General features: G+C 65.1%; 15 protein-coding genes and 1 tRNA gene. 13 read left to right on the forward strand and 3 right to left on the reverse strand.

Annotation, left to right across the window (positions count from 1 at the left end):
- Nucleotides 1-107 precede the first annotated feature (107 nt).
- From AC5RUQ_RS14810 to AC5RUQ_RS14835, 6 genes are read left to right on the forward strand one after another with little or no spacing between them, the layout of a single operon-like run.
- The gene (locus tag AC5RUQ_RS14810; RefSeq protein ID WP_493948080.1) at nt 108-1,208 is read left to right on the forward strand and encodes a Gfo/Idh/MocA family protein; all 1,101 of its coding nucleotides are present in this window, start codon (nt 108-110) and stop codon (nt 1,206-1,208) included.
- Nucleotides 1,205-2,188 (forward strand): DUF6807 domain-containing protein, encoded by a 984-nt coding sequence (locus AC5RUQ_RS14815; protein WP_493948081.1) that lies wholly within the window; start codon nt 1,205-1,207, stop codon nt 2,186-2,188. The genes AC5RUQ_RS14810 and AC5RUQ_RS14815 overlap by 4 nt, the downstream gene beginning before the upstream one ends.
- A complete protein-coding gene (locus AC5RUQ_RS14820) occupies nt 2,185-2,919 on the forward strand; it encodes a cupin domain-containing protein (protein WP_493948082.1) in 735 nt (244 codons plus the stop codon). Before AC5RUQ_RS14815 ends, AC5RUQ_RS14820 begins: the two co-directional genes overlap by 4 nt.
- On the forward strand, nt 2,916-3,974 hold the full coding sequence (locus AC5RUQ_RS14825) for a LacI family DNA-binding transcriptional regulator (RefSeq protein WP_493948083.1): 1,059 nt from the start codon (nt 2,916-2,918) through the stop codon (nt 3,972-3,974). The genes AC5RUQ_RS14820 and AC5RUQ_RS14825 overlap by 4 nt, the downstream gene beginning before the upstream one ends.
- Nucleotides 3,971-4,453, forward strand: a complete 483-nt coding sequence (locus AC5RUQ_RS14830; protein ID WP_493948084.1) for a cation:proton antiporter regulatory subunit — start codon at nt 3,971-3,973, stop codon at nt 4,451-4,453. Before AC5RUQ_RS14825 ends, AC5RUQ_RS14830 begins: the two co-directional genes overlap by 4 nt.
- A gap of 5 nt (nt 4,454-4,458) precedes the next feature.
- The gene (locus AC5RUQ_RS14835) at nt 4,459-5,640 is read left to right on the forward strand and encodes a cation:proton antiporter (protein ID WP_493948085.1); all 1,182 of its coding nucleotides are present in this window, start codon (nt 4,459-4,461) and stop codon (nt 5,638-5,640) included.
- 20 nt (nt 5,641-5,660) lie between these two features.
- On the opposite strand, the gene dcd is transcribed toward AC5RUQ_RS14835, so the two are convergent.
- Nucleotides 5,661-6,236 carry a dCTP deaminase gene (dcd, locus tag AC5RUQ_RS14840; protein WP_163167536.1) on the reverse strand — a complete coding sequence of 192 codons (576 nt, stop codon included), beginning with the start codon at nt 6,234-6,236 and terminating at the stop codon, nt 5,661-5,663.
- Nucleotides 6,237-6,369: 133 nt separating this feature from the next.
- Here dcd and AC5RUQ_RS14845 point away from each other — a divergent pair, with 133 nt between their 5' ends.
- Nucleotides 6,370-8,094, forward strand: a complete 1,725-nt coding sequence (locus AC5RUQ_RS14845) for a CAP domain-containing protein (RefSeq protein WP_493948086.1) — start codon at nt 6,370-6,372, stop codon at nt 8,092-8,094.
- 3 nt (nt 8,095-8,097) lie between these two features.
- Here the strand turns inward: AC5RUQ_RS14845 and AC5RUQ_RS14850 are convergent, their stop codons facing one another.
- Entirely contained in the window at nt 8,098-8,577 is a 480-nt protein-coding gene (locus AC5RUQ_RS14850) for an SRPBCC family protein (RefSeq protein WP_493948087.1), read from the reverse strand.
- A 236-nt stretch (nt 8,578-8,813) separates the two neighbouring features.
- On the opposite strand from AC5RUQ_RS14850, the gene AC5RUQ_RS14855 reads away from it, so the two are divergent.
- The 3 genes from AC5RUQ_RS14855 (at nt 8,814) to AC5RUQ_RS14865 (ending at nt 10,278) form a co-directional block, all read left to right on the forward strand.
- Nucleotides 8,814-8,887 (forward strand) — tRNA-Gly (locus AC5RUQ_RS14855).
- 99 nt (nt 8,888-8,986) lie between these two features.
- Nucleotides 8,987-9,127: a hypothetical protein gene (locus AC5RUQ_RS14860; protein WP_205484577.1), complete on the forward strand. Its 141-nt coding sequence runs from the start codon at nt 8,987-8,989 to the stop codon at nt 9,125-9,127.
- Entirely contained in the window at nt 9,124-10,278 is a 1,155-nt protein-coding gene (locus tag AC5RUQ_RS14865; protein ID WP_493948088.1) for a N(5)-(carboxyethyl)ornithine synthase, read from the forward strand. Before AC5RUQ_RS14860 ends, AC5RUQ_RS14865 begins: the two co-directional genes overlap by 4 nt.
- Nucleotides 10,279-10,284: 6 nt before the next feature.
- Here the strand turns inward: AC5RUQ_RS14865 and AC5RUQ_RS14870 are convergent, their stop codons facing one another.
- Complete coding sequence (locus AC5RUQ_RS14870; protein WP_493948089.1) at nt 10,285-11,667, reverse strand: MFS transporter; 1,383 nt, start codon at nt 11,665-11,667, stop codon at nt 10,285-10,287.
- Nucleotides 11,668-11,812: 145 nt separating this feature from the next.
- Between AC5RUQ_RS14870 and AC5RUQ_RS14875 the strand changes: the two genes are divergently transcribed.
- From AC5RUQ_RS14875 to AC5RUQ_RS14885, 3 genes are all read left to right on the forward strand, one after another.
- On the forward strand, nt 11,813-12,667 hold the full coding sequence (locus AC5RUQ_RS14875; protein WP_493948090.1) for a LysR substrate-binding domain-containing protein: 855 nt from the start codon (nt 11,813-11,815) through the stop codon (nt 12,665-12,667).
- Nucleotides 12,668-12,728: 61 nt separating this feature from the next.
- Nucleotides 12,729-13,535 carry an alpha/beta fold hydrolase gene (locus tag AC5RUQ_RS14880; protein WP_493948091.1) on the forward strand — a complete coding sequence of 269 codons (807 nt, stop codon included), beginning with the start codon at nt 12,729-12,731 and terminating at the stop codon, nt 13,533-13,535.
- 145 nt (nt 13,536-13,680) lie between these two features.
- The gene (locus AC5RUQ_RS14885; protein ID WP_493948092.1) at nt 13,681-13,998 is read left to right on the forward strand and encodes a hypothetical protein; all 318 of its coding nucleotides are present in this window, start codon (nt 13,681-13,683) and stop codon (nt 13,996-13,998) included.
- Nucleotides 13,999-14,019: the final 21 nt, after the last annotated feature.

A 14,019-nucleotide genomic window follows, 5' to 3' on the forward strand; every position in this document is an offset into this window, starting at 1 on the left:
AGCTACCCTGCCGTGTTGGCCCTTGAGGTATTGACTCCTTCTGTTATCGATCACATACTTGAACTGATCGAGAAAATGAATCCTTTCAATGACGAGGAGCACTATCCATGGAGCAGGCCTCCCGCCGCCCGCGAGCAGGAATCATCGGCACGGGCGGCATAGCCCACGCCCACGCCGAAGCCCTTCAACTCGCTGGCGCAGAGCTCGTGGTCGCGGTGGACATCGACGCAGACCGCGCAACAGCATTTGCGGAGAAAATGGGCTTCGCCCAGACGGCGCCCAGCCTGGCCGCTGCAGCCGAAGCCGGCCTGGACGTCGTCGCCGTCTGCACCCCGCCGTCGTCGCACGCGTCCCTGGCCCTGGAGGCACTGTCCCTTGGCCTGAACGTGGTGCTGGAGAAACCTCCGGCACTCTCGCTGCGGCAGATGCGGGAGCTGCAGGCGGCCGAACGCGCCTCCCGCAAGCACGTCAGCTGCGTCTTCCAGCACCGGTTCGGCAGCGGCGCCCGCAAGCTGGCCGCGCTGCAGGAGTCCGGCGCCCTGGGCGCCGCACTCACCGGTTTCTGCAACACGCTGTGGTTCCGCAACCAGGAATACTTTGACGTTCCATGGCGGGGCCAGTGGGACGTTGAAGGCGGCGGGCCCACCATGGGCCACGGCATCCATCAGTTCGACATGCTGCTCCACCTTTGGGGCCCGTGGCAGGAAGTCACCGCCTTTGCCGGCAGGCTGGCGCGCCGCACGGAAACCGAGGACGTGTCCACGGCAATCGTCCGTTTCGAGTCAGGTGCCCTCAGCACTGTCATCAACTCTGTCATTTCACCGCGCGAAACTTCGCAACTCCGGTTCGACTACGAGAACGCCACCGTTGAACTCGAGCACCTCTACGGCTACGACGACTCCCACTGGCGCTTCACCCCGGCCCCCGGACAGGAGCACCTCGCCGACCTTTGGGCAGACGGCTCCGCCGTCACGCCAAGCGGCCATCCGGCCCAGTACGCAGACATCATTCGCGCCATCAGCTCCGGCGCCGTTCCGCCGGTCACCCTTGCAGAGGCCTACCCCACGATGGAACTCGCCGCCGCAATTTACGCTTCCGCCATCACCGGCAAGACCGTCCGCCGCGGCGAAATCACTGAAGGAAACCCGTTCTTCGACCGCGCCGACGGCCGGCTCGAACCCTGGAAACTCGAAAAGAGCAACGCATGAGCACTGCCGCCCCCGCATCCTCCACCACCTCTACTGCCGGCCCCTTCAGCTGGGTTGACGACGGGGCTGCCGTCGCCGTGTCCCTCGACGGCGTCCCTGTCCTGACCTACACCTACGCCGCCGATGATCCCCAGGTGGAGTCACCCAGGCCCTATTTCCACCCTGTCCGGACGCGGACCGGCGACTTGGTGAGCGCCTACCGCCCGCACGATCACGTCTGGCACAAGGGCATCGCCTGGTCGCTGCCGCACCTGGGCCCGGACAACTTCTGGGGCGGCCCCAGCTACCGCCGCGGCCAGGACTACCAGTGGCTGCCCAACAACGGCGCCATGCGGCACGGCGAGCTTCGCCAGGCCGCGGACGACGGCGGCAGGTTCAGTTTTGCTCATACCGTGCAGTGGATTACCCAGGCGGGGTCGCTCGTGGTTGAGGAGGAGCGGTCCTTCCAGGTAGTGCCGGATAACGACGACAGCTACATCCTGGTCTTCGATTCAGCCATGACCAACGTCTCCGGCGAGGACATCCACATCGGATCGCCCACCACGGAGGGACGTGACAACGCCGGTTATGGCGGACTGTTCTGGCGCGGCCCCCGGTCCTTCGCCGGCGGAGCGATCATCGGACCCGGTGGGGCCACAGGTGAGGAGCTGCGTGGACAGCGGGCACCGTGGCTTTCCTTCGTGGGCCAGCATGATGAAACGTGCCGCTTTTCCACGGTTGTGATGGTTGACGACCCCCACAGTGATCACCCCCAGCCGGAGTGGTTTGCCCGGTCCGAGCCCTTCGCCTGCATGGGCCCGGCACCGTTCTTCAGCAAGGAAGTCCTGTTCCCGGCCGGCTCCACCTTGCGGTACCGGTACGGGGTGGTGATAGCGGACGGCGGGTCGGATGCCGGCCGGGCTGAAGCACTTGCCGCCGCCGCCCGCGATGTCCTGGCAGGTGCGGCTGAGCCGCGGGCAGGCCGGGGAACGGAACGATGAATTCATCCGATGCGGTGCACGGCTTCCCCGGCGGTACTGCCGTCAGTGGGCTGCGGGTCTACGACTGGGAGGCGAGTGACGGGCTGTGCGGCGGCTCCCCGCATCTGCATACGGTGTCCTCCGAGGCCTACCTGGTGACAAGCGGGGCCGGCCAGGTCCACACCATCTCAATGGAGGGCCCGGCCGAGCATGACCTCACTGCAGGATCCCTGCTCTGGTTCAGCCCCGGAACAATCCACCGCCTGGTCAACACTGCAGAGCTGACGCTCAACGTCATTATGTCCAACGCAGGCTTGCCGGAGGCGGGGGATTCCGTGCTGACCTTCCCGCGGCACATCCTGCAGGACCCGGACCTTTATGCGCAACACGCGGCCCTCCCGCCGAACGCGGATCAATCAGTGATTTCCTCCGCCGCCCGCCGGCGGCGGGACCTTGCGCTGGAAGGATACGCCGAGCTGCATCAGTCGGTCCTTCGTGACGGGCCGGAGGTCCTGGCTGAATTCCATCTCCTCGCCGCGGCGCTGGTCCGCCCGAAAGTGGAGCGCTGGAAGGAAATCTGGGCTGCGAACGTACGCAGCCAAGTGGCAGCAACGGAGCAAGCGCTGCTGGAGCTGGAGGACGGGTCGGCAGCTTCGATGGCGGGAGCGGCAGTGGTCCGGGGCCGGCAGCGAACTGGTGAGGGCTACGGCATGTGCGGCCGGCTGACCACGTGGGAAGATTCCAGGCTGTGACACAAACCCCGGCCGAGTCCCGGCAACCCGCCCGCGCCGCCACCATTTATGAGGTGGCGCGGCTCGCCGGCGTCTCGCACCAGACGGTTTCGCGGTACATGGCGGACCGTTCGAAGCTGAAGGCGGCCACCTCCGAGAAGGTGGAGCGGGCCATGGCGGAACTGAACTACTCGCCCAACCTGACGGCCCGTTCGCTACGGACCAAGGCCACGTACCGGCTCCTGGCCCTGGTGCCCGGCGCCTCGCCGTATTTTCCGTCCCGGATGCTCAGCGGGGCAGCCGACACGGCCCATGCAGCGGGCTACCAGCTCGACGTCGTGGCCCTGGAAGGAACGGGGCCGGAGCGGACAGCGAGGCTGCGGAAGATCCTCGATGGCGGTCCGTTCGCCGGGGCCCTGTCCTTTGTGCCGATTTCGAACAGCGACCTCCTGCAGGCGCAGGAACGCATCCCAGTGGTAGTCGCCGGGGAGTACGACGACAAGATGCGCGGCCAGGGCCGGATCTCCGACGGCTCCGCAGCGCAGGCCATCGTGGCACACCTCGCGAGCCTGGGACACCGACGGATTGCCCACATTGCCGGACCACAGGAGTGGCCAGCCGCGCGCAACCGCCTGGCCATGTACCGGCGGGCCCTCAGCGACGAAGGCCTGGAGGACGCCGGCGTCGCAGACGCGGAATGGAGCTCGGCCTCCGGCTACAGGGCCGCAAGAACCCTGATGGCCGATACCTCCATCACCGCCATCTTCGCCGCCAATGACCAACTGGCTATCGGAGCCATGCGCGCCCTCCACGACCTTGGCTACAGTGTGCCTGCGGATGTCAGTGTGGTGGGGTGGGATGACCACCCGGAGTCCGCATTCCTGGTGCCCTCGCTGACCACCGTGCAGATGGACCTGGAGGCCCTGGGAAGCAGCACCATGCACCAGCTGCTCGCTGCGCTTACCCCTGATGCCCCCGCTCCCCCGGAGCCCGGCCCTACCGCGATGCGGCTGGTCGTGCGGGAATCCTCAGGACCAGCGCCAAGCGGGTTGCGGCAGACTAGGCTTGGTTCATGAACGTGGATGAGACGGATCTTCCGGGCCTCGGCCGGCGGAAAGATTTTATGACTGCATCCGGCCGCCGAATCGGCGTGGTGGAGCTGCGGGAAGGCCAGATGGAACTCATCGTTTCCACCTGGGATGATCCCGATACGTGCCAGGCTTCGATTCCCTTGACCGGGGACGAGGCTGCAGCCCTCGGAAACCTCCTAAGCGGGCAGCACCTGGCCATGAAGCTGACTGAAGAACACAAGGATGTTCCCGGCATCGTCACCCGGCAATTCTCGATCGCGCCGGACTCCCCGTTCCAGAACCAGCCCATGGGGAAGGCCTGCATCCGCACCCGTTGTGGCGTTTCCATCGTGGCCATCATGCGCGAAGGCGAGGTGCTCCCCTCGCCGGGGCCCGACGTCGTCCTTCACTCTGGCGACCTGCTGGTAGCTGTTGGCACCCAGGAAGGCCTCGACTCGGCGGCCGATATCCTGCGTAACGGATAAACGCGATGGACCCGTTGGCCCTGACCCTCATCGAACTGGGGGCCGTTGTGTTCTGCCTCGGCCTCCTGGCCAGGCTGGCCGGACGGATCGGAATGTCACCCATCCCGCTGTATCTCCTGGGCGGGCTCGCCTTCGGGGCCGGCGGGATCGTCAAGCTCGAAGGCATGCATGAGTTTGCCCACCTCTCCGGGGAAATCGGCGTCATCCTGCTGCTGCTTATGCTCGGACTGGAATATACGGCCGCCGAGCTTTTCACTGGCCTTCGCCGCTCCTGGCAGGCCGGCGTACTCGACCTGGTCCTGAACTTCCTCCCTGGAGCCGCCCTTGCCCTGCTGCTGGGCTGGGGCGGGGTGGGCGCCATGGTGATGGGCGGCGTCACTTACATCTCCTCGTCGGGAATCGCGGCGAAGGTCATCACGGACCTGGGCCGGCTGGGCAACCGTGAAACTCCCGTAGTGCTGTCCATCCTGGTTTTTGAAGACCTGGCGATGGCTGTCTACCTGCCCATCCTCACAGCGATGCTGGCCGGCGTGAGCTTCCTCGGCGGACTGACCACCGTGGGTGTCGCGCTGGCCGTGGTGAGCCTCGTCCTGATGATTGCGCTGCGCCACGGACACCGGGTGTCGAAGGCCGTGCACAGCGAGAACTCAGAGGTATTCCTGCTGAATGTCCTGGGCGCCGCGCTGCTGGTGGCCGGTTTGGCTTCAGCCATGCAGGTGTCCGCGGCGGTTGGGGCCTTCATGCTCGGGATCGCCATCTCCGGCGCCACCGCCCACAACGCCACCCGCATCCTGGAACCGTTGCGGGACCTGTTTGCCGCCATCTTCTTTGTGGCATTCGGGCTCAACACGGACCCCACGTCGATTCCGCCGGTGCTCGGCTGGGCACTCGTGCTGGCCCTCATCACCGCAGCCACCAAGATGGCAACCGGGATCTGGGCTGCAAAGCGGGTGGGCATCGCCCGTCCCGGCCGGTTCCGTGCGGGAGCCACACTGATAGCACGCGGCGAGTTCTCGATTGTCATCGCCGGGCTGGCCCTGGCCTCCGGGGCAATTCCAGACGAACTTGCCGCCCTCGCTACTGCCTATGTGCTGATCATGGCGGTTGTTGGTCCACTGGCGGCACGCTACGTGGAACCGCTGGTCAAAACGGTGCTGCCCCCTGCGGGCATTGCCGCGAAAGCCTAATCAGCGGTTGTTGCGAAAGCCTAGATAGCGGTGCGGTGGAAGTTCAGGTGGCTGCGGCTGGCTGTTGGCCCACGCTGGCCCTGGTAGCGGTTCCCGTAATCGCCTTGCCCATAGGGGTAGGCGGCCGCCGAGGTCAGCCGGAAGAAGCACAGCTGGCCAATCTTCATACCTGGCCACAACTTGATGGGCAGCGTGGCCATGTTCGAGAGTTCCAAGGTGACGTGGCCTGAAAAGCCGGGGTCGATGAAACCTGCGGTGGAGTGGGTCAGCAGCCCAAGCCTGCCCAGCGAAGACTTGCCTTCCAGCCGGGCAGCAATGTCGTCGGGAAGCGTCACCGTCTCATAAGTGGAGCCAAGGACGAACTCGCCCGGGTGCAGGATGAAGGGTTCGTCCTGCTCCACTTCCACCAAGCGCGTGAGCTCCGGCTGTTCTTCGGCCGGATCGATGTGCGCGTACTTGTGGTTGTCGAACAGACGGAAGAACTTGTCGATTCGGACATCCACCGACGACGGCTGCACCATCGCCGGTTCGTACGGTTCCAGCACGATCCGCTGGGAGTCTATTTCGGCGCGAATGTCGCGGTCAGAGATCAGCACCGTCCCAAATTACCGTATCGGTTATCCACAGCCGCATTCTTTCGTTGTTCCTGTGATCTAGTGGGGCTAATGTTGCCTCAGTGATTCAGGCGCCGGATGGTCTCCCGGATGGCCCAACAGAGCTGGGGATGTAGTGAATAAATTGGTCGCGCCCTCTTTTATTGGCGTGCTCTGCGCGCTGGCGCTGGTTTCCTCGTCCGCAGGCACCGCACCCCTGCCGCTTACGGCGAGCCAGGCAGTGAGCGCGGCGGGACCGCGGAGTGTCACCCTGGGCCCAGTCAGCGTGAACGACGACGGCGGCGCTTCCTCGAGCGACCCTTCGGCTGCCTCCGGGCTCACCCCCGCCGTCGAACCGGACATCCGGCCGGCATCACCGGCCGGGACCACAGGTCCGGCCGTTGCGGAGCCAGCCGCGGGAGCAACTGCCACGGAGGCCCTCACCGCACCTGCGCCGGCCACCGCCGCAGCCGCAGAACCAGCCGCAGCACCAGCCCCCGAAGTCCCCTGGATCCCGCCGCTCTGGGGGCCGGACGGGGACCCGGCCCCATCGCCCCAACGCCTGGCGGCCCCCGGGTCCCCTGCTGCTTTGCCCTCGACCGAGGCGTTGATACAGGACAGCAATGCCGCGGCGGTCCTCACGGTGTTCAACAGGATCAATGAGTACCGGGCATCCAAGGGCCTGAACCCGGTGAAGTACCACCCCACCGTGGCAGGGCTGGCGCAGGAGTGGTCGGACAGCATCGCCTCCCGTGAAGTCATTGAGCACCGCGCCAGTTTCTGGACTGACGCCCGTGCCATGAATGCCAACAACGGCGCCGGTGAAGTCATCGCCATCCGCACGGACCGTGACGCCGCACAACTGGTGGAGTGGTGGAAGGGGTCTGCCGGCCACAACGCCATGCTGCTCGATCCACGTTTTAATGTCATGGGTGCCGGGATCTCTTACACGGACCGAACGTACAAAATCTGGGGCGTGGTGAACTTCTTTGGCTACACCAGCCTGCCGGCCGGCACCGTGAATTCCCCCGGCGGCGCAGTGTCAGGCCCTGCGTTCCCCCCGCCCACGCCCAGCATCTGCGACGCTCCCGGCCGGCATATGCCGCCCACTTTGGACCTCTCGGCCGCAGCCATCAAGGGGCCAGCCGACCTCGTGGCAGTTGACTCAGCGGGCCAACTCCTCGCCCGCGCGGCCACCGGGGCGCGCACCTACGCCGCGGCCCGGTCCATCGGGTCAGGCTTCGCAGGCGCCAAGGACGTGTTCACTACAGACTGGGACCGCGACGGCGCATACGACCTCCTGACGCAATGGACCAACGGCACCGTCACCCTGCACCGCGGCATAGCCGCCGGCGGATTCCAGGTGCCGGTCACGCTTGGGAGCGGCGGCTGGGAAACACTCACCCTTGCAGTGGGCGGCTGGTGCGCCAACAACAGGTACCCCCAGCTTCTGGCACTGGACGGAGGCGGGAACCTTTACCTGTACCCCAACAAGGGGCTGGGAGATCTCTCCGAGCGCGCTTTGATTGGGAACATCGGTACCGCCCGGAAGTTGTCCATGGTGGATTACGACGCTGACGGGTTCCAGGACATCCTGGCCGTGCGGTCGGACGGATCCGTCCAGCTTCACCGCGGCTGGGGCACCACCGCGCTGCGCGCGGAGACAAGGCTGACCATTGCCACCGGCTGGGGCGACGTTACGGGGATTCGCCCGCTGCGGGACGTTACCGGACTCAACTCCACTGGGGTGGCGCTCCGCCGGGCCTCGGACGTGGTGCAGTACTGGGACCTGACGTCAGGAAGCCTGGCCTCGCCGTCGAACATTACAGGCCCATGGACGGGGCAGCGGCTGGCGCAGTAAAGGCTATATGGCCGGTTGGAGCTCCAAGACGGCCTTGAGCCGCTCCAGCTGGCCTACCTCGGAGCTGAGGCTCCGCTGCATCATCGTGTTAAGCAAACCGAGCCGGTTCAGGAAAGTCATCGGGTTCAGGAACCCATAGGGCCCCTCCTGCTCGGCTTCAACCGCGAACCGGACGCGCGTGCCCGACGTTTCCGTGCTCAGGTAATAGCCGCCCGACCGGCATGACGGGCCCGAAACGACATCAAACTGGATTTCAGCCCCAGGCCTTGCTTGGGTGATTTCCAGGTCGGCCGGGATGCTCAGGCCGGACCGCCCTGCCACCATCTGCCGGTACACGGCGCCCTTGGTTCCTGCGGAGCCCCGCAGCAGTTTGACGCTGCGGACGCCGTCCCGCCAGAGCGGCAGGTTGGTTGCATCGAGCAGGTAGAGGTACACAGCCATGGCATCGCGGCGGATGAGGACCTCATGCTCTGCGAATGCCATCGGGATCTTTCATAGTTGACGTCTACCTGCCGCAGCAGCTGCACCCCCCGGCTTTGCAGCTACCCGGATCAGGTTAGCCCGCACTCCCCCGCCCCCACCTAGCCAGCGCCCGCGACGTTATTGAAGAGTTACTGGATGACGTCCCAGATGTTGGGACACGCGCACCCCGCCCGCCGCTTGGACGGCCCGCCGCCACATCTGCGCTAAGCTATGTTCTGCCCCTGGAACGGGGCGATGCGGCTGTAGCTCAATGGTAGAGCGCTAGCTTCCCAAGCTTGATACGCGGGTTCGATTCCCGTCAGCCGCTCCACGAGTGCAGCGGAAGAGGCACTCAGACCCCGGGTCCATTAGGTACCGGCGTGTATCGTCAGAGGTCAGGAACCTCTTCGGTTCCGCTACAGGAGCAATCATGGCTGACAAGTCCCCGCGTCAAGCAGCATCCAAGAAATCCGGCAAATCCATCAAGGAAAAGCGCGCAGACAAGAAGGCCGCTTCCGCGCCGGCCAGCTCCCTGGACCTGACGTCCAGCAAGGCCGCAAAGAAGAAGTGACCGGCCTCGAGAACAAACTGACCCTGGGCGTCCTGGCGTCCACGCGAAAACCGGCCGAGCGCCGGCTCCCCATCCACCCGCTGCATTTTGAGCGCATCGCGCCCGATGTTCGCCAACACATCATCCTCGAGCAAGGCTACGGCGAACGCTTCGGCGTCCCGGACGCGCACCTTTCCACCCTGGTGGGCAGGATGGCCGGCCGGGAGGAACTGCTGGCGGAGGCCGACGTCGTCCTCCTGCCGAAGCCGCAACCGGAGGATCTCGCCGAACTGCGCGACGGGCAGGTCCTTTGGGGCTGGCCGCACTGCGTCCAGGACCGCGCCATCACCCAGCTGGCTATCGACAAGAAGCTGACGCTGATCGCCTTCGAGGCCATGAACCACTGGGCAAGCGACGGCGGCTTCGGCCTGCACGTCTTCCACAAAAACAACGAGCTTGCAGGGTACTGCTCGGTCCTGCACGCTCTGGCGCTGACCGGTTCAACCGGCGACTACGGGCGGCGGCTCAGCGCAGTGGTGATCGGTTTCGGCGCCACGGCCCGCGGTGCAGTGACGGCCCTGAATGCCCACGGTATCCACGACGTCCAGGTACTGACCAACCGCGGAGTGGCCGCCGTAGGCGCGCCTATTCACTCGGTCAATATCGTCCAGTTCGATCACGACGACGAAGCACCCTTCCTGAGCCAGGTCATCACCGAGCGGGGCCGGGTGCCGCTGGCGCCCTTCCTGGCCGAGAGCGACATCGTGGTCAATTGCACCCTGCAGGACCCCAACAATCCGCTGACCTACCTGCAAACAGAGGATCTTGCCGCTTTCACCCCGGGCAGCCTGATCGTGGACGTTTCCTGCGACGAGGGAATGGGATTCAGCTGGGCCAGGTCCACCACATTCGCAGATCCCATGTTCACCCTGGGTGAACACGTCAACTACTACGCGGTGGACCACAGCCCGTCCTATCTCTGGAACTCCTCCACATGGGAGATCAGCCAGGCCCTGCTCCCGTTCCTGGCAACGGTCATCGACGGCCCGGAGGCGTGGGCCGGGAACGACACCATTACCCGGGCCATTGAGATCCGCGAAGGCGTCATCCGCAACAAGGATGTCCTCGAGTTCCAGAAGCGGGAAGCCGCATACCCGCACCTAGCCCTGTAGCCCGACTTACGCCGCCGTCGCCTTGCTGACGATGCTCACGGGGTGGCGGCGGTCCTTGAGGCTGACCCTCAGCAGCAGCGAGCCTTTCCGCGCCAGGACGACGGCGACCGTCAGGGCGGCGAGAGCCGGGACTCCCCCGGCGACCAGCAGGGCCACGTGCGGGCTGGCATGCTCGGAGAGCCAACCGAGCATCGGCCCGCCTATTGCCTGGCCGCCGATCAGGACCATGATGTACAGGCTCATGACCCGGCCCCGGATGCTCATGTTGGAGCTGACTTGGACGAGTTGATTCGATCCCGTCAGGAACATCAGGCACCAGAATCCGGACAGCACCATCACCGCCCCGAACACCGGCATGGACGGTGCCACGGCAGCAAGGCAGAGCATGATTCCGTACATGCCGGCGCAGAACACCACGGAGCGGAGCCGCAATTGCCGGCGCCGCGTCGACGCCACGGCTCCCGCTAGCGCGCCAAGTGCCACGAGGGCGTTCAGCAGCCCGTAGCCTCCGGCTCCGACGTCGAAGACGTGATCGGCGAAGGCGGCAAGCACTACGGGCAGGCTCATGGCAAAAACCGCGATGAACCCCGCCATCAGCCACGGCCAGTAGATGGTGGGCTTGCTGAGGGCATAGCTGAGTCCTTCGCGGAGCATGCCCTTGCTCTTGGGCGTCGGTGCACTGACGAACAGCTGGTCCTTCCGCAGGATCAGGAGCATGGCTACCGTGGAACAACAGGCCACGGCATTGCCGGCAAACGCCCAACCGGCCCCCACGGCGGTCAGCAACCATCCAGCGAGGGCGGGACCAATCAGTCCTCCAAGTTGGAAGGTGGTGGAGTTGACGCTGATCGCGTTGCGCAGGTACTTCGGCCCCACCAGTTCGTTGACGAACACTTGCCTGGCGGGCTGATCCAGCACGGTGACCAGGCCGAGGACCAGGGCGATGACGTAGACGTGCCAGACTTCAACGGTCCCTGTCAGCGCAAGAACCGCGAGCGCGGCAGCCAGGACCGCGGCCATACTCTGGCACAGGATCAGGATTTTCCGTTTGGCGAATCGATCCGCCACCATGCCGCCCCAGGGTCCCAGCAGAAGGGAGGGCAGGAACTGCAGCGCCACGGTGATGCCCACCGCAGTTACGGATCCGGAAAGCTGCAGGACCATCCAGTCCTGGGCGATGCGCTGCATCCAGATGGCGATGACGGCGATGAAGTGACCCACCGCGAAGATCCGGAAATTCGGGACCTTCAGCGAGATAAAGGTGTGCTTCCACGGCAGTTGGTCAGCGACGACGGCGAGGGGCTGGGTCTGGTTATCCGGCGGCGCAGCGCTCGTGGAGTCGATGACGGGCTGGGTGACGGTTGCCGATGAAGGCGGAGGGGGTGCCACAGGTGTGTCCTCAAATTGCGGTCGGTCCGGGATGCCGTTAACGCTAGGCTGGGTGCACGTGATTATGGAGACGTATTGTCCCTATAACTCGTATTGCAAACTGCAATGCCGCCTCTATCCGCACCCTGCCCCACTGGAGTCCACAGTGTTTGAACCTGCGCAGCTGCGCTCCTTCCTGGCGGTCGCCGAAACCCTGAGTTTCACCAAGGCTGCTGATCGGCTGGGGCTGGCCCAACCAACCGTCAGCCAGCACGTCCGCAAGCTAGAAACAGCTGCCAAACGGGTGCTGATCACAAGGGACACGCGGGATGTCCGGCTGACGGACAACGGGGATGCGATGGCAGGCTTCGCACGGAACATCCTCTCGGCTCACGACGCCGCTGCACGGTATTTTTCCGGCTCCGCCATGCGTGGAAGGCTCCGGTTTGGTACCGCTGATGATTTGGCAATTACCGGCCTGCCAAGGATCCTTCGCGAATTCCGGCAAATCTATCCGCAGATCAACCTGGAACTCACCGTCGGCCAAAGCGATCAGCTGTACCGGAAGCTCAATGCGGGCCAGCTGGACCTCGTCTTTGTGAAATGGGTCGCCGGGGCCAAGGACGGCACAGTGGTGCAGCACGACTCGTTCTCCTGGGTGGGCCAGGAACAGACCGTGCTGGAACCCGGGGCTCCCGTCCCGCTGATCGCCTACCCCTCACCCAGCTTGAGCCGAAAGCTCGCCATCGATGCATTGGAGGCGCACGGCAGGACCTGGCGCATCACCTGCACCACGCGCCAGATCAGCGGCGTCCTTGCCGCAGTCCGGGCCGGCATCGGGGTCGCCGTCATGCCGTCCTCGCTGGTGCCCGACGACTTGAAGATCATCACCCGCCGCTTTGACCTGCCGGCAGTGGGCGACGTAGATTTCACCCTGATCCGCAACCCCTTGGCAAACTCCGAGGTGATCGATGCGCTGACGCAGTCCATTGTGGGGCGGACCATCAACCGCCCGGCCTAGGCACTTCGAACCTATTGATGCCGGTCCCCGCCTGCGGGCTCACGCCGACTAGGTTGTACGCATGACAGCAACCACCGGCGTTGTACAGCAGTTCGCCCTTGACGTTGGATTCGGGGTCCGGATCAACTACTTCGACACGGGCGGGGACGGTTCTCCGGTCGTTATCCTGCACGGCCTTGCCGGCAGTGCAATGGAATTTTTCGAAACCGCCGGCGCCCTTCCGGAATTCCGGACCATCCTGGTTGACCTGCGCGGCCACGGCCGAAGCACCTCACGGCCCAGCGACCTTTCCCGGGAAGCCTTTGTTGCCGACGTCGTCCACGTGATCGAGTCCGCGGTGGGCGGCGCCGTGGCACTCGTGGGCCAATCGATGGGCGGCCATACCGCGATGCTCGTTGCAGCGAAGCGGCCGGACCTGGTCAGCAAGCTCGTGCTTCTGGAAAGCAGTGCCGGCAGCAGCAGCGCTGCCGGGAATATGCAGCTCGGAGAATTCTTCCGTTCCTGGCCGGTTCCATTTCCAAGCCGGGCCGCCGCGAAAGAGTTCCTGGGCAACGGGCCCCTGCAGGACGCGTGGGTGGCCGACCTTGAAGAACGGGAGGACGGGTACTGGCCCCGCTTCTGTGCTGACGTCATGGCGGGCACGATGGAAGGGCTGAACCGGCCCCGCTGGGAGGAGTGGGAAGCCGTCGCGGGGCCAACCCTCGTGGTGTATGGCGAAGAAGGAATGTTTTCAGCGGAGGAGAAAGCGGAGTTCGTCGCCCGCGGCCATAACGTCCGGCGCGTTGACATTCCCAGGGCATCCCATGACGCACACCTTGATGCCCCCGGAGCCTGGGTAACAGCCCTGAAGTCGTTTCTGAACAGCTGAAGCTTTGGCTGGAAGACAACCCGTTCTCCATTGATGCCGGAACGTTACATCCCCTATGCTGGTTTTCCCATGGTCAAGCAGCTGGCCGTTCTTCAATACGAGCACGGCCCTGCCCGGCAGGTGGCGCGCTCGGGACAGGCAGCCAATGACGACAGCCAAGAACACCCGCCTCAGCACTTCACATGCCCGCCCGCATAACACTGCGCGGCCACTGGCCACCCGCCAATCCACCCTCGGCTCCGGACTGGCCACCACGGACTCCGGATACGTCGGCAAGCCCACCTGCGACAAGTGCCGCACTGATGAATTTATCTACCTTGAGTCCTACATCCCCCCGACCTACCGGCGGGACGGGGCTGTTGCAGCCCTGGGCGAAGTCGCCTATACGTGCACCCGCTGCGAGGAGTTTTCCGCTCACAGCGTGCCGGTGACATGGACACCGCCGGGCTGGTACCTCGGCTAGCGGACAGCCAACCAGTCCGTA

It is taken from the genome of Arthrobacter sp. MDT2-3, assembly GCF_059090465.1.

Coding starts and splice junctions, on each gene's coding strand:
- AC5RUQ_RS14850 (WP_493948087.1), bottom strand. CDS start 8,577: ATGGCATTCGCAGAGCATGAGGTCCTCATCCGCCGCGATGCCATGGCT.
- AC5RUQ_RS14815 (WP_493948081.1), top strand. CDS start 1,205: ATGAGCACTGCCGCCCCCGCATCCTCCACCACCTCTACTGCCGGCCCC.
- AC5RUQ_RS14835 (WP_493948085.1), top strand. CDS start 4,459: ATGGACCCGTTGGCCCTGACCCTCATCGAACTGGGGGCCGTTGTGTTC.
- AC5RUQ_RS14880 (WP_493948091.1), top strand. CDS start 12,729: ATGACAGCAACCACCGGCGTTGTACAGCAGTTCGCCCTTGACGTTGGA.
- AC5RUQ_RS14860 (WP_205484577.1), top strand. CDS start 8,987: ATGGCTGACAAGTCCCCGCGTCAAGCAGCATCCAAGAAATCCGGCAAA.
- AC5RUQ_RS14885 (WP_493948092.1), top strand. CDS start 13,681: ATGACGACAGCCAAGAACACCCGCCTCAGCACTTCACATGCCCGCCCG.
- AC5RUQ_RS14810 (WP_493948080.1), top strand. CDS start 108: ATGGAGCAGGCCTCCCGCCGCCCGCGAGCAGGAATCATCGGCACGGGC.
- AC5RUQ_RS14820 (WP_493948082.1), top strand. CDS start 2,185: ATGAATTCATCCGATGCGGTGCACGGCTTCCCCGGCGGTACTGCCGTC.
- AC5RUQ_RS14830 (WP_493948084.1), top strand. CDS start 3,971: ATGAACGTGGATGAGACGGATCTTCCGGGCCTCGGCCGGCGGAAAGAT.